Source organism: Micromonospora sp. KC207, assembly GCF_004348615.1.
Taxonomy (GTDB): Bacteria; Actinomycetota; Actinomycetes; order Mycobacteriales; family Micromonosporaceae; genus Micromonospora.
This window is the reverse complement of the sequence record NZ_SMKJ01000114.1, coordinates 1-19,221: the sequence shown is the minus strand read 5'-3', so window position 1 is coordinate 19,221 and position 19,221 is coordinate 1. Positions and strand designations below refer to the sequence as shown.

General features: G+C 68.6%; 29 protein-coding genes. All 29 read right to left on the bottom strand.

Going from position 1 to position 19,221, the window contains the following annotated elements; genetic code table 11:
- Positions 1-97 precede the first annotated feature (97 nt).
- Positions 98-949: a type I methionyl aminopeptidase gene (map, locus tag E1258_RS16205; RefSeq protein WP_036373084.1), complete on the bottom strand. Its 852-nt coding sequence runs from the start codon at positions 947-949 to the stop codon at positions 98-100.
- Positions 950-1,037: 88 nt separating this feature from the next.
- Positions 1,038-1,691 carry an adenylate kinase gene (locus E1258_RS16200; RefSeq protein WP_007073015.1) on the bottom strand — a complete coding sequence of 218 codons (654 nt, stop codon included), beginning with the start codon at positions 1,689-1,691 and terminating at the stop codon, positions 1,038-1,040.
- Positions 1,692-3,020: a preprotein translocase subunit SecY gene (secY, locus tag E1258_RS16195; RefSeq protein ID WP_132401620.1), complete on the bottom strand. Its 1,329-nt coding sequence runs from the start codon at positions 3,018-3,020 to the stop codon at positions 1,692-1,694.
- 234 nt (positions 3,021-3,254) lie between these two features.
- Positions 3,255-3,698 (bottom strand): 50S ribosomal protein L15, encoded by a 444-nt coding sequence (rplO, locus tag E1258_RS16190; protein ID WP_007073017.1) that lies wholly within the window; start codon positions 3,696-3,698, stop codon positions 3,255-3,257.
- Complete coding sequence (gene rpmD / locus E1258_RS16185) at positions 3,698-3,880, bottom strand: 50S ribosomal protein L30 (protein WP_007073018.1); 183 nt, start codon at positions 3,878-3,880, stop codon at positions 3,698-3,700. Before rpmD ends, rplO begins: the two co-directional genes overlap by 1 nt.
- Positions 3,880-4,494 carry a 30S ribosomal protein S5 gene (rpsE, locus tag E1258_RS16180; RefSeq protein ID WP_007073019.1) on the bottom strand — a complete coding sequence of 205 codons (615 nt, stop codon included), beginning with the start codon at positions 4,492-4,494 and terminating at the stop codon, positions 3,880-3,882. The genes rpmD and rpsE overlap by 1 nt, the downstream gene beginning before the upstream one ends.
- 33 nt (positions 4,495-4,527) lie before the next feature.
- Positions 4,528-4,905: a 50S ribosomal protein L18 gene (gene rplR, locus E1258_RS16175; protein WP_371688624.1), complete on the bottom strand. Its 378-nt coding sequence runs from the start codon at positions 4,903-4,905 to the stop codon at positions 4,528-4,530.
- A gap of 79 nt (positions 4,906-4,984) precedes the next feature.
- The gene (rplF, locus tag E1258_RS16170) at positions 4,985-5,527 is read right to left on the bottom strand and encodes a 50S ribosomal protein L6 (protein ID WP_007073021.1); all 543 of its coding nucleotides are present in this window, start codon (positions 5,525-5,527) and stop codon (positions 4,985-4,987) included.
- A gap of 16 nt (positions 5,528-5,543) precedes the next feature.
- A complete protein-coding gene (gene rpsH / locus E1258_RS16165) occupies positions 5,544-5,951 on the bottom strand; it encodes a 30S ribosomal protein S8 (protein WP_007073022.1) in 408 nt (135 codons plus the stop codon).
- Positions 5,952-6,069: 118 nt separating this feature from the next.
- Complete coding sequence (locus tag E1258_RS16160) at positions 6,070-6,255, bottom strand: type Z 30S ribosomal protein S14 (protein WP_007073023.1); 186 nt, start codon at positions 6,253-6,255, stop codon at positions 6,070-6,072.
- 1 nt (position 6,256) lies between these two features.
- The gene (rplE, locus tag E1258_RS16155) at positions 6,257-6,826 is read right to left on the bottom strand and encodes a 50S ribosomal protein L5 (RefSeq protein ID WP_007073024.1); all 570 of its coding nucleotides are present in this window, start codon (positions 6,824-6,826) and stop codon (positions 6,257-6,259) included.
- Complete coding sequence (gene rplX, locus E1258_RS16150) at positions 6,826-7,146, bottom strand: 50S ribosomal protein L24 (protein WP_007073025.1); 321 nt, start codon at positions 7,144-7,146, stop codon at positions 6,826-6,828. The genes rplE and rplX overlap by 1 nt, the downstream gene beginning before the upstream one ends.
- Positions 7,143-7,511 carry a 50S ribosomal protein L14 gene (gene rplN, locus E1258_RS16145; RefSeq protein WP_007073026.1) on the bottom strand — a complete coding sequence of 123 codons (369 nt, stop codon included), beginning with the start codon at positions 7,509-7,511 and terminating at the stop codon, positions 7,143-7,145. The genes rplX and rplN overlap by 4 nt, the downstream gene beginning before the upstream one ends.
- Before the next feature lie 97 nt (positions 7,512-7,608).
- Positions 7,609-7,890, bottom strand: coding sequence for a 30S ribosomal protein S17 (rpsQ, locus tag E1258_RS16140; protein WP_132401614.1), 282 nt, complete (start codon positions 7,888-7,890; stop codon positions 7,609-7,611).
- A complete protein-coding gene (rpmC, locus tag E1258_RS16135) occupies positions 7,887-8,123 on the bottom strand; it encodes a 50S ribosomal protein L29 (RefSeq protein ID WP_007073028.1) in 237 nt (78 codons plus the stop codon). Before rpmC ends, rpsQ begins: the two co-directional genes overlap by 4 nt.
- On the bottom strand, positions 8,123-8,548 hold the full coding sequence (rplP, locus tag E1258_RS16130) for a 50S ribosomal protein L16 (RefSeq protein ID WP_007073029.1): 426 nt from the start codon (positions 8,546-8,548) through the stop codon (positions 8,123-8,125). Before rplP ends, rpmC begins: the two co-directional genes overlap by 1 nt.
- Positions 8,549-8,551: 3 nt before the next feature.
- Positions 8,552-9,418: a 30S ribosomal protein S3 gene (gene rpsC, locus E1258_RS16125; protein ID WP_007073030.1), complete on the bottom strand. Its 867-nt coding sequence runs from the start codon at positions 9,416-9,418 to the stop codon at positions 8,552-8,554.
- A complete protein-coding gene (gene rplV / locus E1258_RS16120; RefSeq protein WP_007073031.1) occupies positions 9,418-9,876 on the bottom strand; it encodes a 50S ribosomal protein L22 in 459 nt (152 codons plus the stop codon). The genes rpsC and rplV overlap by 1 nt, the downstream gene beginning before the upstream one ends.
- Positions 9,877-9,916: 40 nt before the next feature.
- Entirely contained in the window at positions 9,917-10,198 is a 282-nt protein-coding gene (rpsS, locus tag E1258_RS16115; RefSeq protein WP_007073032.1) for a 30S ribosomal protein S19, read from the bottom strand.
- A gap of 12 nt (positions 10,199-10,210) precedes the next feature.
- Complete coding sequence (gene rplB / locus E1258_RS16110; protein ID WP_132401611.1) at positions 10,211-11,050, bottom strand: 50S ribosomal protein L2; 840 nt, start codon at positions 11,048-11,050, stop codon at positions 10,211-10,213.
- 12 nt (positions 11,051-11,062) lie between these two features.
- Entirely contained in the window at positions 11,063-11,365 is a 303-nt protein-coding gene (gene rplW / locus E1258_RS16105; RefSeq protein ID WP_007073034.1) for a 50S ribosomal protein L23, read from the bottom strand.
- Positions 11,362-12,012 (bottom strand): 50S ribosomal protein L4, encoded by a 651-nt coding sequence (rplD, locus tag E1258_RS16100; protein ID WP_007073035.1) that lies wholly within the window; start codon positions 12,010-12,012, stop codon positions 11,362-11,364. The genes rplW and rplD overlap by 4 nt, the downstream gene beginning before the upstream one ends.
- On the bottom strand, positions 12,009-12,680 hold the full coding sequence (gene rplC, locus E1258_RS16095) for a 50S ribosomal protein L3 (protein WP_007073036.1): 672 nt from the start codon (positions 12,678-12,680) through the stop codon (positions 12,009-12,011). Before rplC ends, rplD begins: the two co-directional genes overlap by 4 nt.
- An 11-nt stretch (positions 12,681-12,691) precedes the next feature.
- On the bottom strand, positions 12,692-13,000 hold the full coding sequence (gene rpsJ / locus E1258_RS16090; RefSeq protein WP_007073037.1) for a 30S ribosomal protein S10: 309 nt from the start codon (positions 12,998-13,000) through the stop codon (positions 12,692-12,694).
- Positions 13,001-13,356: 356 nt separating this feature from the next.
- Positions 13,357-14,550 (bottom strand): elongation factor Tu, encoded by a 1,194-nt coding sequence (tuf, locus tag E1258_RS16085; RefSeq protein ID WP_132401608.1) that lies wholly within the window; start codon positions 14,548-14,550, stop codon positions 13,357-13,359.
- Positions 14,551-14,772: 222 nt separating this feature from the next.
- Positions 14,773-16,869: an elongation factor G gene (fusA, locus tag E1258_RS16080; protein WP_132401605.1), complete on the bottom strand. Its 2,097-nt coding sequence runs from the start codon at positions 16,867-16,869 to the stop codon at positions 14,773-14,775.
- A gap of 76 nt (positions 16,870-16,945) precedes the next feature.
- Positions 16,946-17,416, bottom strand: coding sequence for a 30S ribosomal protein S7 (rpsG, locus tag E1258_RS16075; protein WP_013288637.1), 471 nt, complete (start codon positions 17,414-17,416; stop codon positions 16,946-16,948).
- Between the two features lies 1 nt (position 17,417).
- Entirely contained in the window at positions 17,418-17,792 is a 375-nt protein-coding gene (gene rpsL / locus E1258_RS16070) for a 30S ribosomal protein S12 (RefSeq protein WP_014440718.1), read from the bottom strand.
- Between the two features lie 767 nt (positions 17,793-18,559).
- The gene (locus E1258_RS16065) at positions 18,560-18,928 is read right to left on the bottom strand and encodes a hypothetical protein (protein ID WP_132401623.1); all 369 of its coding nucleotides are present in this window, start codon (positions 18,926-18,928) and stop codon (positions 18,560-18,562) included.
- Positions 18,929-19,221 lie beyond the last annotated feature (293 nt).

Here is a 19,221-nt window from a genome sequence, read left to right as displayed (position 1 = left end):
GCAGCCGCCCGTACGGGGGCCTTCGAGCCCCGCCGGTGCGCCGCCCCCGGCCCCGCGCGGACGATCCCGCCGGGCCACACCCCGAGGCGGTCGGCGGTCAGGCCGCCGGGGAGCCGGCGGGCTGGCGGGCGGTGACCAGGTCACCCAGGCGCGCCCGACCGCCGTCGAACGCGGTGAGCACCCAGACCCCGTCCGGCAGCAGCGCCATCGAGTGCTCGACGTGCACCGCCATCGAGCCGTCCCGGGTGACGACGGTCCAGCCGTCGGCGAGCTCGACCGTGCGCGGCGAGCCCATGGTGATCATCGGCTCGATGGCCAGCGCCAGGCCCGGCACGAGCCGAGGTCCCTTGCCGGGCCGGCCGTGGTTGAGCACGTGCGGGTCCTGGTGCATCTCGGTGCCGATGCCGTGCCCGCCGTATCCGTCGACGATGCCGTACCGGCCACCCTTGCGGACCGCGTTCTCCACCGCGTGCGAGATGTCGGTGAGCCGTCCCCGGCCGTTGGCCGCCCCGCGCGCCGCCGCGGCGATCCCGGCCCACATCGCGTCCTCGGCCACGGCGGCCATCTTCAGCAAGGCCGGGTCGACCTCTCCCACGCCGACGGTGATCGCCGCGTCGCCGTGCCAGCCGTCGAGCACCGCGCCGCAGTCGATCGAGATCAGGTCACCCTCCCGGAGCACCTGGCCCGGCGAGGGGATCGCGTGCACCACCTGCTCGTTGACCGAGGAGCAGATCGAGGCCGGGAAGCCGTGGTAGCCCTTGAACGACGGGGCGGCCCCCGCCTCCCGGATGGTCGACTCGGCGATCGCGTCCAGGTCGGCGGTGCTGACCCCGGGGGCCACCGCCTCCCGCATCCGACGCAGCGCCTCGGCCACCACAAGGCCGGCGGCGCGCATCTTCTCGATCTGGTCGGGGGTCTTCAGCTGGATGTCCAGCTGGGGACGACGCATGGAGCCGTTACCTTTCGTCGCGCGGAGCGGCGGGGCACGTCGGACGTGCCCCGCCGCTCGCACTCTATCCGCCGGAGCCCGGCGTTCGTCAGCCGCCGTACGAGCGGAGGGCGTCGATGGCGCGGACGGTCACGTCCTCCACCGGGCCGGTGGCGTCGATCCCCACCAGCTTGCCCTGGGCACCGTAGTAGTCGACCAGCGGCGCGGTCTTCTCGGCGTACTCCCGCAGCCGGGCGGCGATGGTCTCCGGCTTGTCGTCGTCGCGCTGGAACAGGTCGGCACCGCAGCGGTCGCAGATGCCGTCCCGGGTGGTCGCGTCGAACTCGACGTGCCAGATCTTGCCGCAGCCCCGGCAGGTGCGCCGGCCCGACAGCCGCCGGATCACCTCGTCGTCGTCGACGACCAGCTCCAGCACCAGGTCCAGGGCGGTGCCCAGGTCGGCGAGGAGCTTGTCCAACGCGGCGGCCTGCGGCGTGGTCCGGGGGAACCCGTCGAGCAGGAAGCCCTCCGAGGCGTCCGGCTCGGCGAGCCGGTCCCGGACCATGTTGATGGTCACCTCGTCCGGGACCAGCTTGCCCGCGTCCATGTAGCGCTTCGCCTCGACACCCAACGGCGTGCCCTGGGAGACGTTCGCCCGGAAGATGTCACCGGTCGAGATCTTCGGCACCGAGAGGTGAGCAGCGATGAACTCCGCCTGTGTGCCCTTGCCCGCCCCCGGCGGGCCAACCAGAACGAGTCGCATCTACCGCAGGAACCCTTCGTAGTTCCGCTGCATGAGTTGGCTCTCGATCTGCTTCACGGTCTCCAGACCGACGCCGACCATGATGAGCACAGCGGTGCCGCCGAACGGGAAGTTCTGGAACTGCTCACTGTTGAGCCAGATGAAGAAGAAGTTCGGCAGGACCGAGACGATGCCCAGGTAGAGCGCGCCCGGCAGGGTGATCCGGCTGAGGATGAAGTCGAGGTAGTCGGCGGTCGGCTTGCCGGGGCGGATGCCCGGCACGAAGCCGCCGTACTTCTTCATGTTGTCCGCGACCTCGGTCGGGTTGAACGTGATCGACACGTAGAAGTACGTGAAGAAGATGATCAGCAGGAAGTAGATCGCGATGTGCAGCGGGCTCGACGGGTCGACCACGTTGTTCTGGATCCAGGCCTGGATCTTGCCCGGGTCCGTCTGGTCGAAGAACTGGAGCGCCAACTGCGGCAGGTAGAGCAGCGACGAGCCGAAGATGACCGGGATGACACCCGCCTGGTTGACCTTCAGCGGGATGTAGGTCGACGTGCCGCCGTACATCCGCCGGCCGATCATCCGCTTGGCGTACTGCACCGGGATCCGGCGCTGCGCCTGCTCGATGAAGGTGACCGCGGTGATGACCACCAGGACCAGCGCCAGCACCAGGAAGAACTTGCCCCAACCCTGCTGGGTCTTGATCCGCCAGCCCTCGCTGGGGAGGCGGGCCGCGATCGAGGTGAAGATCAGCACCGACATGCCGTTGCCGACGCCCCGGTCGGTGATCAGCTCGCCGAGCCACATCACCATGCCGGTGCCGGCGGTCATCGTCATCACCAGGATGGTCAGCGTCAGCCAGTCCGGGATGCCGGTGCCCTCGGGGACGATCGGGAACTGGTCGCACTGATTGTTGAAGAGCTGCCCGGAGCGGGCCAGCGCCACGAACGCCGACGACTGGAGGATGCCCAGGCCCAGGGTGAGGTAGCGGGTGTACTGGGTGATCTTCGCCTGGCCGGCCTGGCCCTCCTTGCGGAGCTGCTCCAGCCGCGGGATGACCACGGTGAGCAGTTGCAGGATGATCGACGCCGTGATGTAGGGCATGATGCCCAGCGCGAAGACCGAGAGCTGCAGCAGCGCCCCGCCGGAGAAGAGGTCCAGCAGGTTCAGCACCCCGGTGTTCGCGTTCCCGATGGTGTCGAGGCACTTCTGGACGTTGCCGTACGAGACACCGGGGCTGGGCAGGGTGGCGCCGAGCCGGTAGACCGCGATGATGCCTACCGTGAACAGCAGCTTCTTGCGCAGGTCAGGCGTACGGAACGCACTGAGAAAGGCGGACAGCAACTTCTTCCTCCTGCGCGAGGCGGGCCGCCGGTGGTGGTCCCTGGCGGATCGGGGTGGGTGCCGGGCGAGCGCCCGATATCCATAGCTGGGATGGGAGCCTAACAGCCCCGTCCCGGTCCGGGCAGGTGTGCCCGGCTACATAAATCGAATCCGATATTACCCGGTGCGCACGTACCGGGTAGACCGAGACGCCCGCCCAGTCACGAAGAACTGAGCGGGCGCCACGGGTACGGCCTACAGCTCGGTGACGGAGCCACCGGCGGCGGCGATCTTCTCCTTGGCCGATGCGCTGAACGCGTGCGCCGACACCTGGAGGGACACCCCGCTCAGGTCACCGGTGCCGAGCACCTTGACCGGGTGGCCCTTGCGGACCGCGCCGGCCTCGACCAGCTCCTGCGGGCCGACCTGGCCGCCGTTCGGGAACAGCTCGGCGAGCCGGTCCAGGTTGACCACCTGGAAGACCACCTTGAACTTGTTCTTGAAGCCCTTCATCTTCGGCAGGCGCATGTGGATGGGCATCTGCCCGCCCTCGAACGCCGCCGAGATGTTCTTGCGGGCCTTCGAGCCCTTGGTACCGCGGCCGGCGGTCTTGCCCTTGGAGCCCTCACCGCGACCCACACGGGTCTTCGCGGTCTTGGCACCGGGCGCCGGGCGCAGGTGGTGAACCTTGATCGTCATTACTCGACCTCCTCGACCTTCACGAGGTGGTTGACCGCGAAGATCATGCCGCGAATCTCCGGCCGGTCCTCCTTGACCACCACGTCGTTGATCCGCTTGAGACCGAGCGAACGCAGCGAGTCACGCTGGTTCTGCTTGGTCCCGATCTCGGACCGGACCTGGGTGACCTTCAGGCGAGCCATCAGGACGCCACCCCCGCCCGCGACGCGAGCATCGCGGCCGGCGCGACGTCCTCGACCGGCAGGCCACGACGGGCCGCGACGGCCTCCGGGGACTCCAGCCCCTTCAGCGCCGCCACCGTGGCGTGCACGATGTTGATCGGGTTTGACGAGCCGAGGCTCTTGGAGAGCACGTCGTGGATGCCCGCGCACTCCAGCACGGCACGCACCGGACCACCGGCGATGACACCCGTACCGGCGGAGGCCGGCTTGAGCAGCACCACGCCGGCGGCGGCCTCACCCGTCACCGGGTGCGGGATCGAGGAAGCGATCCGCGGCACCTTGAAGAAGTGCTTCTTGGCCTCCTCGACGCCCTTGGCGATCGCCGCGGGCACCTCCTTGGCCTTTCCGTAGCCCACACCGACGGTGCCGTCGCCGTCGCCCACGATCACCAGGGCGGTGAAGCTGAAGCGACGACCACCCTTCACGACCTTGGCGACGCGGTTGATCGCGACGACCCGCTCGAGGTGCGGGGTCTTCTCGACGGGCGCGTTTCCGCGGCCGCCCTCACGGCGGTTGTCGCGGCGACCACCCTCGTTGCCACCGGACCCGCCGCCACGGCGCTGTTGACCTGGCATCAGCAGCCTTCCTTCTCTCTCGTGACGGGGTTTCTAGAACTCGAGCCCGGCTTCGCGGGCGGCGTCGGCAAGCGCGGCGACCCGCCCCGCGTACCGGTTGCCACCGCGGTCGAAGACGACCTTCGAGACGCCGGCGGCCTTGGCCCGCTCGGCGAGCAGGGCACCGACCTTGCCGGCCAGGGCGCTCTTGTCGCCCTCGGTGCCGCGCAGCGACGCGTCCAGGGTCGAGGCCGACGCCAGGGTGTGACCCCTGGTGTCGTCCACTACCTGGGCGACGATGTGGCGCAGCGACCGGGTGACGACCAGGCGGGGACGCTCGGCGGTGCCACTGACGTTCTTGCGGACCCGGAAGTGTCGACGCGCACGGCCGACGGCGCGCTTGGCGGCGACGCCGCGGCGACGCTTGAGCAGCGTGGCGCTCACTTCTTACCTGCCTTTCTCACGGCCTCGCGGCCGGCGGATGACCTCGCCCTGGTGCTGACGGCCGCGATCACTTCTTGCCCGCCTTACCGGCCTTGCGGCGGATGACCTCGCCCTGGTACTTGACGCCCTTGCCCTTGTAGGGCTCCGGCGGGCGGATCTTCCGGATGTTTGCGGCGACCTCACCGACGAGCTGCTTGTCGATGCCGGCCACGTGGAACACGGTCGGCTTCTCCACCGTGAAGGTGATGCCGTCCGGCGCGGGGACCAGCACCGGGTGCGAGAACCCGAGCGCGAACTCCAGGTCCTTGCCCTTGGCCGTGACCCGGTAACCGGTGCCGGCGATCTCCAGGCTCTTGCGGTGGCCCTCGGTCACGCCGACGATCATGTTGGCGACCAGGGTCCGGCTCAGGCCGTGCAGTTCCTTGGCCTTGCGCTCGTCGTTCGGCCGGTTCACCTGGAGCTGGCCGTCCTCGGCCCGCTCGGCGGTGATCGGCTCGGCGAGCGTCAGCGTGAGCTCGCCCTTCGGGCCCTTGACCTTGACGGTCTGGCCGTCGATCGTGATGTCGACGCCGGCGGGCACCGGGATCGACTTACGTCCAATACGCGACATTTCTACCTGTCTCCCGTTACCAGACGAAGGCGAGGACTTCCCCGCCAACGCTCCGCTTGCGGGCCTGCCGGTCGGTGAGCAGCCCCTGGGACGTCGAAATGATCGCCACGCCCAGCCCGCCGAGCACCCGCGGGAGCCCGTCCGACTTGGCGTACACCCGGAGACCGGGCTTGGACACGCGCTTGATGCCGGCCAGGCTCCGCTCGCGGTTCTGGCCGTACTTCAGCTCGACGACCAGTCGCTTGCCGACGGCGCCCTCCTCGGGCTCCTCGACCGACCAGGTGGCGATGTAGCCCTCGGTCTTCAGGACCTCGGCGATGTTCGCCTTGATCTTGGAGTAGGGCATCGTCACCCGGTCGTGGTACGCCTGGTTGGCGTTACGCAGACGCGTGAGCATGTCTGCGATCGGGTCGGTCATCGTCATGGATTTCGTCAGCCTTTCTCGCCGGGGTTCCCGGGGCGGTCAGCCCCGGGCCTACGGCGAAGAGCAATACGTAGTCGGTGCAAGGGGGCCCCGGCCGGTAGCCGGGGCGCGGTCGCCCTTACCAGGAAGCCTTGGACACGCCCGGCAGCTCACCGCGGTGGGCCATCTCCCGGATGCAGACCCGGCAGAGACCGAACTTGCGGTAGACCGCCTTGGGACGCCCGCACCGCTGGCAGCGGGTGTACGCGCGAACCGAGAACTTCGGCTTCGCGGCCGCCTTGAGGATCAGCGCCTTCTTGGCCATCTCAGTTCTCCTTGAACGGGAAGCCCAGGAGCTTGAGCAGCGCCCGGCCCTCGTCGTCGGTCGTGGCGGTCGTGACCACCGTGATGTCCATGCCCCGCTGGCGATCGATCTTGTCCTGGTCGATCTCGTGGAACACCGACTGCTCGGTCAGGCCGAACGTGTAGTTGCCATGCCCGTCGAGCTTGCGCCCGTCCAGACCGCGGAAGTCACGGATACGCGGCAGCGCGATGGAGAGCAGCCGGTCCAGGAACTCCCACATCCGGTCGCCGCGCAGGGTGACCTTCGCGCCGATCGGCATGCCCTCGCGGAGCTTGAACTGCGCGATGGACTTGGTCGCCCGCCGCACCTGCGGCTTCTGGCCGGTGATGGTGGCCAGGTCCCGGACGGCGCCGTCGATCAGCTTGGCGTCCCGGGCGGCCTCGCCGACACCCATGTTCACGACGATCTTGACCAGCCGCGGCACCTGCATGGGGTTGCCGTAGCTGTGCTGCTCCTGCAGCTTGGCCACGATCTCGTTGCGGTACCGCTCCTTGAGGCGCGGCATGGTCTTGGTTTCGGTAGCCGTGGTCATCACAGGTCCTTACCGGTGCTACGCGCGATGCGGACCTTCTGGCCGTTGTCGTCGATGCGGTACCCGACGCGGGTCGGGTTCCCGTCGGAGTCCACGACCATCACGTTGGAGACGTGGATCGGGGCTTCCTGGGTGACGATGCCGCCGGTCTTGGCGCCACGCTGGGTGGTGCTGATGCGGGTGTGCTTCTTGACCCGGTTCACGCCCTCGACCAGGACCTTGTCCTGCCTCGGGTAGGCCGCGATGACCTTGCCCTTGGCACCCTTGTCCTTGCCGGCGATGACGACGACCGTGTCGCCCTTCTTGACCTTCACGGTCACAACACCTCCGGCGCGAGGGAAATGATCTTCATGAACCGCTTGTCCCGCAGCTCCCGACCCACCGGGCCGAAGATACGGGTACCGCGCGGGTCCCCACCGTCCTTGATGATGACGGCGGCGTTCTCGTCGAAGCGGATGTACGAGCCGTCCGGCCGCCGCTTCTCCTTGGCCGTGCGGACGACGACGGCCTTGACGACGTCGCCCTTCTTCACACCGGCACCCGGGATCGCGTCCTTGACCGTGGCCACGATGACGTCGCCGATGCTCGCGTAGCGCCGACCGGAGCCACCGAGAACCCGGATGCACAGGATCTCCCGGGCACCCGTGTTGTCGGCGACGCGCAGTCGCGACTCCTGCTGAATCACGTCTATCTCCTATGTCTGCCGGTTCTCCGGCCGCCTGCCGCAGCCGGAGCCTGGCGGAACCTGCGCCCGACTGACGCCGGGCGAGCTCGAGCCTTCGCTACTTGGCCTTTTCCAGGATCTCCACGAGCCGCCACCGCTTGGTGGCGGACAGCGGCCGGGTCTCCATGATCAGGACCCGGTCGCCGATGCCGGCGGTGTTCTGCTCGTCGTGCACCTTCAACTTGCTGGTCCGGCGCATGATCTTGCCGTACAGCGCGTGCTTGACCCGGTCCTCGACCTCGACGACGACGGTCTTGTCCATCTTGTCGCTGACGACGAGCCCCTCACGCACCTTCCGGCGGGCCCGCGCGTCGGCGGTGGTGGTCGCGTTCTCGCTCATGATGCAGTCACCTCAGTCGGCGCGGCCGAGAGACCCAGCTCGCGCTCACGCATGATCGTGTAGATCCGGGCGATCTCCCGACGGATGACCTGCAGCCGCCGGTTGTTGTCCAGCTGCCCGGTTGCGGCCTGCACGCGGAGGTTGAACAGCTCCGCCTTGGCCTCGCGCAGCTTCGTGACCAACTCCTCCTCGGAGAGCTCACGCAGCTCGGAGGCCTTAACGCCCGCTGCCATCAGGATTCACCCACTTCGCGCGTAACAATGCGGCACTTCATCGGGAGCTTGTGGATCGCGCGACGCATCGCCTCTCGCGCGATCGGCTCGTTGGGGAAGGACATCTCGAACAGGATCCGCCCCGGCTTGACGTTGGCGACCCACCACTCGGGCGAGCCCTTGCCGGAACCCATCCGGGTCTCGGCCGGCTTCTTGGTCAGGGCCTGGTCCGGGAAGATCGAGATCCAGACCTTGCCGCCACGCTTGATGTGACGGGTCATCGCGATACGCGCCGACTCGATCTGCCGGTTGGTCACGTACGCCGGCTCGAGAGCCTGGATCCCGAACTCGCCGAACACCACGCGGTTGCCACCCTTGGACGCACCGTGGCGGTCCGGGTGGTGCGGCTTGCGGAAGCCCTTCGGGGGCTTGCGCGGCATCAGCATCTGTCAGCCCTCCTGCTGCGTTTCTGCCGGAGTCGAAGCGGCCGACGCGACCGCACCAGCATCGATCGGCTCGCCACTCGGCGTCTCGGCCTGCTGCGCGATCGTGGTCGCGGCAGCCCGACCGGCCTCGGTGCCACCGGCGGTCGTGCCGGACGAGCCGGACCGACCACGGCGCGGCCGCTCGGGGCGGTCGCCGCGCTCACGGCGCGGGCGCGACGGAGCCTCGGCCGGGGTTTCCCGACCCGGCACCGCGTCGCCCTTGTAGATCCAGACCTTCACGCCGATTCGGCCGAAGGTGGTACGGGCCTCGAAGAAGCCGTACTCGATGTTGGCCCGCAGCGTGTGCAGCGGGACCCGACCCTCGCGGTAGAACTCGGTGCGGCTCATTTCGGCGCCGCCGAGGCGACCCGAGACCTGAACCCGGATGCCCTTGCAGACCGGGTTCTTCATCGCCGACTGCATCGCCTTGCGCATCGCCCGACGGAAGCTGACCCGGCTGGAGAGCTGCTCGGCGACGCCCTGGGCGACCAGCTGAGCATCCGACTCGGGGTTCTTCACCTCGATGATGTTCAGCTGAACCTGCTTGCCGGTGAGCTTCTCCAGCTCGCCGCGGATCCGGTCGGCCTCCGCGCCCTTGCGGCCGATGACGATGCCCGGCCGCGCGGTGTGGATGTCGACGCGGACCCGGTCCCGGGTGCGCTCGATGTCGACCTTGGAGATGCCGGCCCGCTCAAGACCCTTGGACATCATCCGGCGAATCTTGACGTCCTCGCCGATGTAGTCCTTGTAGAGCTTGTCCGCGAACCAGCGGGACTTCCAGTCGGTCGAGATGCCGAGCCGGAACCCAGTGGGGTGAACCTTCTGACCCATTACTCGGCGCCCTCCGTCTTGCTCTCCGTCTCGGCGGCCGCAGCCTGCTGCGCCGGGGCGGCCTTCTTCGCCGCCGGCTTCTTCGGCGCGGCCGGCGCGACCGCCTCGACCGCCACCGTGATGTGGCAGGTCCGCTTGCGGATCCGGTACGCCCGGCCCTGCGCCCGCGGCCGGAACCGCTTCATGGTCGGGCCCTCGTCGACGAACGCCTCGCTGACGAGCAGCGCATCGGGGTCCAGCCGCTCGTTGTTCTCCGCGTTGGCGATCGCGCTAGCGAGCACCTTGTACACCTGCTCGCTCGCAGCCTGCGGCGCGAACTGCAGCACCGTGAGCGCCTCCTTCGCGGGCAGGCCGCGGACGAGGTTGACCACCCGGCGCGCCTTCATCGGCGAGATGCGCACATGCCGCGCAACCGCCCGCGCGCCCGGAAGCACCGGAGCGTCGCCCTTTCCTGGCATCGCTGTAACCCCTTGTTCCTCTATCCGTATGCCCGCGGCGTCAGCGCCGGCGGCTCTTCCGGTCGTCCTTCTCGTGACCCTTGAACGTGCGGGTCAGCGCGAACTCGCCGAGCTTGTGCCCGACCATCGCCTCGGTGACGAACACCGGGACGTGCTTGCGTCCGTCGTGCACGGCGATCGTGTGGCCGAGCATCTCGGGGATGATCGTCGAGCGCCGCGACCAGGTCTTGATGACGTTCTTCGAGCCCTTGTCGTTCTGCGTCTCCACCTTCTTGAGCAGGTGGTCGTCGACGAACGGGCCCTTCTTCAGGCTGCGAGGCATGTCTTATCTCCCTCAGCCGCGCTTACGCGTGGCGTAGCGGCGGCGGACGATCAGCCGGTCGCTCGGCTGGCCCTTACGACGGGTGCGGCCCTCGGGCTTACCCTGCGGGTTGACCGGGTGGCGACCACCGGAGGTCTTGCCCTCACCACCACCGTGCGGGTGGTCGACCGGGTTCATGGCGACACCTCGGACGGTCGGGCGCCTGCCCTTCCACCGCATCCGGCCGGCCTTGCCCCAGTTGATGTTCGACTGGTCGGCGTTGCCGATCTCGCCGATGCTGGCGCGGCAGCGCACGTCGACCCGCCGGATCTCGCCGGACGGCATGCGCAGGGTCGCGTACGCGCCCTCCCGGCCGAGCAGCTGGATGCCGACGCCGGCCGAGCGGGCCAGCTTCGCCCCGCCATCCGGACGCAGCTCCACGTTGTGGATCGTCGTACCGACCGGGATGTTGCGCAGCGGCAGGTTGTTGCCCGGCTTGATGTCGGCACCCGGACCGGACTCGACCGCGTCGCCCTGCTTCAGGTCCTTCGGCGCGAGGATGTAGCGCTTCTCGCCGTCGGCGTAGTGCAGCAGCGCGATGCGTGCGGTGCGGTTCGGGTCGTACTCGATGTGCGCGACCTTCGCCGGGATGCCGTCCTTGTCGACCCGCTTGAAGTCGATCAGACGGTACTGGCGCTTGTGGCCGCCACCGTGGTGCCGCGTGGTGATCCGGCCGTGGGCGTTACGCCCGCCCTTCTTCGGCAGCGGAGCCAGCAGCGACTTCTCGGGCGTCGACCGGGTGATCTCGGCGAAGTCGGCAACGCTCGAGCCACGCCGGCCCGGCGTCGTCGGCTTGTACTTACGGATAGCCATTGTCTACACCCCTCAGCTGACCGGGCCGCCGAAGGCCTCGATACGGTCACCGTCAGCCAGCTTCACGATCGCCCGCTTGGTGGCCTTGCGCTGACCGAAGCCGGTCTTGGTGCGCTTGCGCTTGCCCTCGCGGTTGAGCGTGTTGACCGTCAGGACGCGGACGTTGAAGATCTGCTGGATAGCGATCTTGATCTCGGTCTTGTTGGCGTCCGGGTGCACCAGGAAGGTGTACCAGTTCCGGTTCAGCTCGCTGTAGCTCTTCTCCGAGACGACCGGCGCGATAATGACGTCACGCGGATCGGCGATCGTGCTCACTTGTCACCCTCCTCGGTGGTCCCGGCCGGGACACCCAGGAACTCGTCCAGGGCGTCCTTGGTGAAGACCACGTCGTCGGCCACCAACACGTCGTACGTGTTGAGCTGGCCGGCCTCGATCAGGTGCACCCGCGGCTCGTTGCGCAGCGACACCCAGTTCAGCTCGTCGGAGCTGCTCAGCACGACCAGGACCCGGGGGGCCTCGGTCAGCTTGGCCAGCGTGGCCAGGGCGGCCTTCGTCGACGGCTTCTCGCCCGAGACGAACGCCTCGACGACGTGCACCTGGCCGGCGCGGGCCCGGTCGGAGAGGGCGCCACGCAGGGCGGCGGCCTTCATCTTCTTCGGGGTCCGCTGGCTGTAGTCGCGCGGCACCGGGCCGTGGACCACGCCACCGCCGGCGAACTGCGGCGCGCGGATCGAACCCTGACGGGCCCGGCCGGTGCCCTTCTGCTTGTACGGCTTCTTGCCGCCACCGGCGACCTCGCCGCGGGTCTTGGCCTTGTGCGTGCCCTGCCGGGCCGCCGCGAGCTGGGCCACCACGACCTGGTGCATCAGCGCGATGTTGGCCTGGACGTCGAAGATGCCGGCCGGCAGCTCGACGGAGCCGCTCTTGGCACCTTCGACGTTGAGGACGTCAACGGTGGTCACTTGGCCACACCGCCCTTCTTCACCTTGTCCTTGGCCTTGGCCGCGGTGCGGACCAGAACCAGCGCGCCCTTCGGGCCGGGAATGGCACCACGGACGAGCAGCAGGTTGTTCTCGGTGTCGATCGCCTGGACGGTCAGGTTCTGGACGGTGTAGCGCACGCCACCCATCCGGCCCGCCATCCGGGTGCCCTTGAACACGCGGCCCGGGGTGGCGCAGGCGCCGATCGAACCCGGCGAGCGGTGCTTGCGCTCGACACCGTGGCTGGCGCGCAGACCGTGGAAGCCGTGCCGCTTCATCGGGCCGGCGTAGCCCTTGCCCTTGGTCTTGCCGGTGACGTCGATGGTGACGCCGGCCGGGAACTGCTCGACCGTGACCTCCTGGCCCAGCGAGTAGTCCGCGGCGTCCGTGGTGCGCAGCTCGACGATGTGCCGGCGCGGTGCCACGTCCGCCTTCGCGTAGTGCCCGCTGACCGGCTTCTTGACCTTGCGCGGGTCGATGGTGCCGTACGCGAGCTGGACTGCGGAGTAACCGTCCTTCTCGGCGCTACGAACCTGGCTGACGACGCACGGGCCGGCCTGAACCACGGTCACGGGTACAACCTTGTTGTTGTCCCAGACCTGGGTCATGCCGAGCTTGGCGCCCAGGATCCCCTTGACTTGCCTGTCCATTTGTCCGGTCCCTACAGCTTGATCTCGATGTCGACGCCAGCCGGCAGGTCGAGGCGCATGAGCGAGTCGACCGTCTTCGGAGTCGGGTCGATGATGTCGATCAGCCGCTTGTGCGTACGCATCTCGAAGTGCTCGCGCGAGTCCTTGTACTTGTGCGGCGAGCGGATAACGCAGAAACGGTTGATCTCCGTGGGCAGCGGCACCGGGCCAGCGACCTGCGCCCCGGTACGCGTCACCGTCTCGACGATCTTCCGAGCCGAGGAGTCGACGACCTCGTGGTCATAGGCCTTGAGCCGGATGCGGATCTTCTGTCCCGCCATGGTGGCTTCTGTTCCTTCTCTCGATGCCGCTGTGTTGCGGGCGCCTGCACCGGCTGGTGCAGGCCCACTTCCGCCGACCCCCGCGGTCGGGCGTGTCGCGCCCTCGGGCCAGGCTCCGCCCCGGGACCCCGGAGCTCTGCTGACCATGCGGTGGGTCAATGGCGCCGATCGCGTGACCGCGACCCGAACGCCGTGCGAGGGTGGTTGGCCGCCAGGGGCAGACCAACCACCCTACGCGCGACTGTTCAACGACCCGGAGGTCCAGCGGGATGCCGGACGCAGGCGAAGAACTGCCGTTACGCAACCTGACTAGTATGCCGCACGACCGGCGGCCACGCTAATCGGGGTTACCCAGCTCACTTGACGATCTTGGTGACGCGACCCGCGCCGACCGTACGGCCACCCTCCCGAATCGCGAACTTGAGGTTCTCCTCCATCGCGATGGGCTGGATCAGCTTCACGGTCATCGTGGTGTTGTCGCCCGGCATGACCATCTCGGTGCCCTCGGGCAGCGTGACGACGCCGGTGACGTCCGTGGTCCGGAAGTAGAACTGCGGACGGTAGTTCTGGAAGAACGGCGTGTGCCGGCCGCCCTCCTCCTTGGAGAGGATGTAGACCGTAGCCTCGAACTCCGTGTGCGGGGTCGTGGTGCCCGGCTTGACGACCACCATGCCGCGCTCGACGTCCTCGCGCTTGATGCCGCGCAGCAGCAGACCGACGTTCTCACCCGCGCGGGCCTCGTCGAGCAGCTTGCGGAACATCTCGATGCCGGTGCAGACCGTCTTCTGCGACTTCTCGCGGATACCGACGATCTCCACCTCCTCGTTCGGCTTGAGGATGCCGCGCTCCGCGCGACCGGTGACGACGGTGCCACGACCGGTGATCGTGAAGACGTCCTCGATCGGCATCAGGAACGGCTTCTCGGTCTCGCGCTCCGGCTGCGGGATCGCGGTGTCGACGGCGTTCATCAGGTCCAGGAGCCGGCCGGTCCACTCGGGGTCACCCTCGAGGGCCTTCAGCGCCGAGACCCGGACGACCGGAAGGTCGTCACCCGGGTACTCCTGCGAGGAGAGCAGCTCGCGCACCTCGAGCTCGACGAGCTCCAGGAGCTCCTCGTCGTCGACCATGTCGCTCTTGTTGAGCGCCACGACGATGTACGGCACACCGACCTGACGGGCCAGCAGCACGTGCTCGCGGGTCTGCGGCATCGGGCCGTCGGTCGCCGCCACCACCAGGATCGCGCCGTCCATCTGCGCGGCACCGGTGATCATGTTCTTGATGTAGTCGGCGTGCCCGGGGCAGTCGACGTGCGCGTAGTGCCGCGCCTCGGTCTGGTACTCGACGTGCGCGATGGAGATCGTGATGCCGCGGGCCTTCTCCTCCGGCGCCTTGTCGATCTCGTCGAACGGCGTGTACGGGTTCAGGTCCGGAAACTGGTCGTGCAGGACCTTGGTGATGGCCGCCGTCAGCGTCGTCTTACCGTGGTCGATGTGACCAATGGTGCCGATGTTGACGTGCGGCTTAGTCCGCTCGAACTTCGCCTTCGCCACTGGTGTCCTCCTGTGGACTTCTTGGTTCGTTCGCCCCGGCGCGCCAGGTAGGCGCTTAGGACTCTGTCGACAGCCTTTCCGGCCTTGCGACCGGAGAGCTTTTGTGGGTTCTGCGGCGATGAAGCCTACAGACCCGGTCTCACACAACCCGACCGAGGTGGCCGCAGGCGGGAGTTCCCTCCCGCGACCCGCCCCGGTTCATCGGATCAGCTCAGGCAAGCGTCACTCACCAGTCGCCTTGGCGATGATCTCCTTGGCCACCGAGGCCGGAATCTCGGCATAGGAGTCGAACTGCATGCTGTAGCTAGCCCGGCCCTGGGTCTTCGACCGCAGGTCGCCGACGTAGCCGAACATCTCCGACAACGGCACCAGCGCCCTCACGATGCGGGTGCCGCTGCGCTCCTCCATCGCCTGGATGATGCCACGGCGGGAGTTGAGGTCGCCGATGACGTCACCCATGTTCTCCTCGGGAGTGGTGACCTCAACGGACATCACCGGTTCGAGCAGCGCCGGGTCGGCCTTGCGGGCCGCCTCCTTCAGCGCCATCGAGCCAGCGATCTTGAACGCCATCTCGGACGAGTCGACCTCGTGGTACTGACCGTCCACCAGCGTCAGCTTGACACCCACCAGCGGGAAACCCGCGAGGATGCCGTACTGCATGGCGTCCTGGGCGCCGGCGTCCACCGACGGGATGAACTCCCGAGGGATGCGGCCGCCGGTGACGGCGTTCGCGAACTCGTAGGTCGGCGAGTCGTTGTCCAGCGGCAGCGGCTCCAGGCTGATGATGACCCGGGCGTACTGGCCGGAACCACCGGTCTGCTTCTTGTGGGTGAACTCGACCTTCTCCACCTTGCGGCGGATGGTCTCGCGGTACGCCACCTGCGGCTTGCCGATGTTCGCCTCGACGTTGAACTCGCGGCGCATCCGGTCGACCAGGATGTCCAGGTGCAGCTCGCCCATGCCGGAGATGACCGTCTGGCCGGTCTCGTCGTCCAGCTTGACGCGGAAGGTCGGGTCCTCCTCGGCCAGCCGCTGGATGGCGGTGCTGAGCTTCTCCTGGTCGGCCTTGGTCTTCGGCTCGATGGCGACCTCGATGACCGGCTCCGGGAAGGTCATCGACTCCAGGATGACCGGGTTCGCCGGGTCACACAGGGTGTCACCGGTGGTGGTCTGCTTGAGACCCTGCACCGCGATGATGTCGCCAGCCTGGGCCGAGCCGCGCTCTTCCCGCTTGTTGGCGTGCATCTGGTAAATCTTGCCGATTCGCTCCTTGCGGTCCTTGGTGGAGTTGACCACCTGGGACCCGGACTCGACCACGCCGGAGTAGACCCGGACGTAGGTGAGCTTACCGAGGTGCTTGTCGGTCTGGATCTTGAAGGCGAGACCGGAGAACGGCTCCGCCTTCGACGGCTTCCGCTGCAGCGGCGTCTCGCCGTCGGTCGCGGTGCCCTCGATGGCCGGGATGTCCAGCGGCGACGGCAGGAAGTCGACCACGGCGTCGAGCATGGGCTGGACGCCCTTGTTCTTGAACGCCGAGCCGCAGAGCACCGGGTTGGCCTTGCTGGCGATCGTGGCCCGCCGGATGGCGGCCTTGATCTCCTCGACGGAGATCTCCTCGCCCTCCAGGTACTTCTCCATGATCGCGTCGTCGACGTCGGCCAGGGTCTCCATCAGCTTCTCGCGCCACTCGGCGGCGTCGTCGGCGAGGTCGGCCGGGATCTCCTCGATCGCGTAGTCCTCACCCTTCTGGGTCTCCCCGCGCCAGGTGAGGGCACGCATGCCGATCAGATCGACGACACCGATGTGGTCGCCCTCGAGCCCGATCGGGATCTGGAGCACCAGCGGGGTGGCGTTGAGCCGGTCGATCATCATCTGAACGCAGCGGAAGAAGTCCGCGCCGGTCCGGTCGAGCTTGTTGACGAAGCACATCCGCGGGACGTCGTACTTGTCGGCCTGACGCCAGACGTTCTCCGTCTGCGGCTCCACGCCGGCCACGCCGTCGTAGACCGCGACCGCACCGTCCAGCACCCGCAGCGACCGCTCGACCTCGACCGTGAAGTCGACGTGACCGGGCGTGTCGATGATCTGGATCGTGTGGCCCTTCCACTCACACTTGGTAGCAGCGGAGGTGATGGTGATACCACGCTCCTGCTCCTGCTCCATCCAGTCCATGACGGCAGCGCCCTCGTGGACCTCACCGATCTTGTACGTGATGCCGGTGTAGAAGAGGATCCGCTCGGTGGTAGTGGTCTTACCGGCATCGATGTGCGCCATGATGCCGATGTTGCGTACGTTGGCGAGCGCGTCTGCGGCGGCCACTTCAATCCCTACTTATCGTCGTCTCGACACAACTGGTGGCGGTTCCGGCGCCACGCGGGCGCCGGAACCAGATGTGTTACCAGCGGTAGTGCGCGAAGGCCTTGTTCGACTCGGCCATCTTGTGCGTGTCCTCACGCCGCTTGACCGCGGCACCGAGGCCGTTGCTCGCGTCCAGCAGCTCGTTCATCAGCCGCTCGACCATGGTCTTCTCGCGCCGGGCGCGGGAGTAGGTGACCAGCCAGCGCAGGCCCAGGGTGGTCGCCCGGGACGGACGGACCTCGACCGGGACCTGGTAGGTGGCGCCACCGACACGGCGGCTGCGCACCTCAAGGGTCGGCTTGACGTTGTCCATCGCCCGCTTCAGGGTGACGACCGGGTCGGTGCCGGACTTCTCGCGGCAGCCCTCCAGGGCCGCGTACACGATGCGCTCGGCGAGCTGGCGCTTGCCACGCAGCAGGATCTTGTTCACCAACTGGGTGACCAACGGCGAGTTGTACACCGGGTCAGCGACCAGCGGCTTCCGCGGAGCAGGTCCCTTACGCGGCATCTCAGCTCTTCTCCTTCTTCGCGCCGTAACGGCTGCGCGCCTGCTTGCGGTTGCGGACACCCTGGGTGTCCAGCGAACCGCGGACGATCTTGTAACGCACACCGGGGAGGTCCTTCACCCGGCCGCCGCGAACGAGCACGATGGAGTGCTCCTGCAGGTTGTGACCCACGCCCGGGATGTAGGCGGTCACCTCGATCTGGCTGCTGAGCTTGACACGAGCGACCTTGCGCAGCGCCGAGTTCGGCTTCTTGGGGGTGGTGGTGTACACGCGGGTGCACACGCCGCGCCGCTGAGGGGAACCCTTCAGCGCCGGGGTCTTGGTCTTGCTCGTCTTCGCCTGGCGGCCCTTTCGGACCAGCTGCTGGATCGTGGGCACCGGGTTTCTCCGCTCCCTTCGGTCGCCTTCCGGCGACCGCGCCGTCTGCTCGTAGCCACCCCTCGTGGGAAGGCTCTCCTACATTCCAGCCAGGCCCACCTTGCGGAGGTCCCGGCACCCGCGGTCGGGCGTGTCGCCCAGATCACGGTCCCGATGCCGTCGCTTGCGCGCGCACCGGATTTCTGTCACCGGAACGCGTTCACCGCGGGCCGGGTCTTTGGCTCTGTCGTGCTGCCGCGCGATCACCGGCAATCGGGTCCAGCGCACGCACGAGTTGCCCGGGCGGGCCCGGGCACAAGGGGAAAGAGTACCTATCACAGCCGCACAGGTCAAAACGGAGAGGCCCGGAGAGCAGCGTCACCGCTCTGCTGGCCGAACCGTCGCGCCTGCCCATCCGCGATGGGCACCTACGGAAACAAGTGTAACGGCTTGCGCCGGACCCGGCCCGGCGGCCCGGGGTAGCGCCCTCCGACGCGCCCCGCCCCGACACGCGCGCATCCGTCGGACCTAGCCCCGGCTCACCGCCGTGCCTTGCCCCGGCCCACCGCCGTGCCGGCGACATCGCGGCATCCCGGCAAGCTGTTACCCCCACCTCGGCGACACGTCATCCCCATCGGGCGACCTTCCACGCCGCCGGCGACGACGCGTGCACCCCGCCGGACCCAGACGCGGCCGACAGACGACACGCGTGAACCCCTTGCCCGGACCGAGACGCGCCCGGACGGAGCCGGAAGCGGACACTTCGCCGGCACCGGCGGCGGCGCGGCTCAGCTCAGGGCGAGCAGCAGGGCCAGGCCGAGGCCCAGCAGGCTGAGCACGAGACCCGCCGCGCCACAGCTGATCCCGGCCACCGCCAGGCCCCTGCCCGTGAAGCGCACCGCCGGCGGGGGCGCCGGGCGTCGGATCTGTCGCCTGCCGAGCAGGCCCGCCACCACGGCCGCCGTGCCCGCCAGCAGCCCGAGGAGCGTGAACACGCCGGCGGCCCAGGCGCCCTGCGTGCCCGCGATGGCCCCCAGGCAGATCACCAGGAGCGACACCAGGGTGGAGGCGACGCCCGCCACCAGGGAACCGATCGCGAGCCCGGAAGTGACCGGGGGCACGTCGAGGTGCACCACGCCGAACGGGGTGCCCGGCACCGGGTCGACCCGCTTGGGCGGCCGGGCGGACTCCCTCGGCGGCGGAGGCACCCGCCCCCAGGCGGTTCCCGGCACACCCAAGGCGCCACCCATCGGCTGGCCCGGGTAACTCGCCGGCACACCTGCCGGCTGGCCCGGGTAACTCGCCGGTGCGGCGGCCGGCTGGCCCGCGACCGGGTGCCCGTACCAGGGGGGCGCGTGGCCCGGCTGCGGGGCAGGGCCGGGCTGCGGGGCGGAGTCGGCAGCCAGGCCAGCACCCGGCTCCGGGCCAGGACCAGGCCCCGGGTACGGAT

Coding starts and splice junctions, on each gene's coding strand:
- map (WP_036373084.1), bottom strand. CDS start 949: ATGCGTCGTCCCCAGCTGGACATCCAGCTGAAGACCCCCGACCAGATC.
- E1258_RS16200 (WP_007073015.1), bottom strand. CDS start 1,691: ATGCGACTCGTTCTGGTTGGCCCGCCGGGGGCGGGCAAGGGCACACAG.
- rplO (WP_007073017.1), bottom strand. CDS start 3,698: ATGACGATCAAGGTTCACCACCTGCGCCCGGCGCCCGGTGCCAAGACC.
- rpmD (WP_007073018.1), bottom strand. CDS start 3,880: ATGGCTCGCCTGAAGGTCACCCAGGTCCGGTCCGAGATCGGGACCAAG.
- rpsE (WP_007073019.1), bottom strand. CDS start 4,494: ATGCCAGGTCAACAGCGCCGTGGCGGCGGGTCCGGTGGCAACGAGGGT.
- rplF (WP_007073021.1), bottom strand. CDS start 5,527: ATGTCGCGTATTGGACGTAAGTCGATCCCGGTGCCCGCCGGCGTCGAC.
- rpsH (WP_007073022.1), bottom strand. CDS start 5,951: ATGACGATGACCGACCCGATCGCAGACATGCTCACGCGTCTGCGTAAC.
- E1258_RS16160 (WP_007073023.1), bottom strand. CDS start 6,255: ATGGCCAAGAAGGCGCTGATCCTCAAGGCGGCCGCGAAGCCGAAGTTC.
- rplE (WP_007073024.1), bottom strand. CDS start 6,826: ATGACCACGGCTACCGAAACCAAGACCATGCCGCGCCTCAAGGAGCGG.
- rpsQ (WP_132401614.1), bottom strand. CDS start 7,890: ATGAGCGAGAACGCGACCACCACCGCCGACGCGCGGGCCCGCCGGAAG.
- rpmC (WP_007073028.1), bottom strand. CDS start 8,123: ATGGCAGCGGGCGTTAAGGCCTCCGAGCTGCGTGAGCTCTCCGAGGAG.
- rplP (WP_007073029.1), bottom strand. CDS start 8,548: ATGCTGATGCCGCGCAAGCCCCCGAAGGGCTTCCGCAAGCCGCACCAC.
- rpsC (WP_007073030.1), bottom strand. CDS start 9,418: ATGGGTCAGAAGGTTCACCCCACTGGGTTCCGGCTCGGCATCTCGACC.
- rplV (WP_007073031.1), bottom strand. CDS start 9,876: ATGCCAGGAAAGGGCGACGCTCCGGTGCTTCCGGGCGCGCGGGCGGTT.
- rpsS (WP_007073032.1), bottom strand. CDS start 10,198: ATGCCTCGCAGCCTGAAGAAGGGCCCGTTCGTCGACGACCACCTGCTC.
- rplB (WP_132401611.1), bottom strand. CDS start 11,050: ATGGCTATCCGTAAGTACAAGCCGACGACGCCGGGCCGGCGTGGCTCG.
- rplC (WP_007073036.1), bottom strand. CDS start 12,680: ATGGACAGGCAAGTCAAGGGGATCCTGGGCGCCAAGCTCGGCATGACC.
- rpsJ (WP_007073037.1), bottom strand. CDS start 13,000: ATGGCGGGACAGAAGATCCGCATCCGGCTCAAGGCCTATGACCACGAG.
- rpsG (WP_013288637.1), bottom strand. CDS start 17,416: ATGCCGCGTAAGGGACCTGCTCCGCGGAAGCCGCTGGTCGCTGACCCG.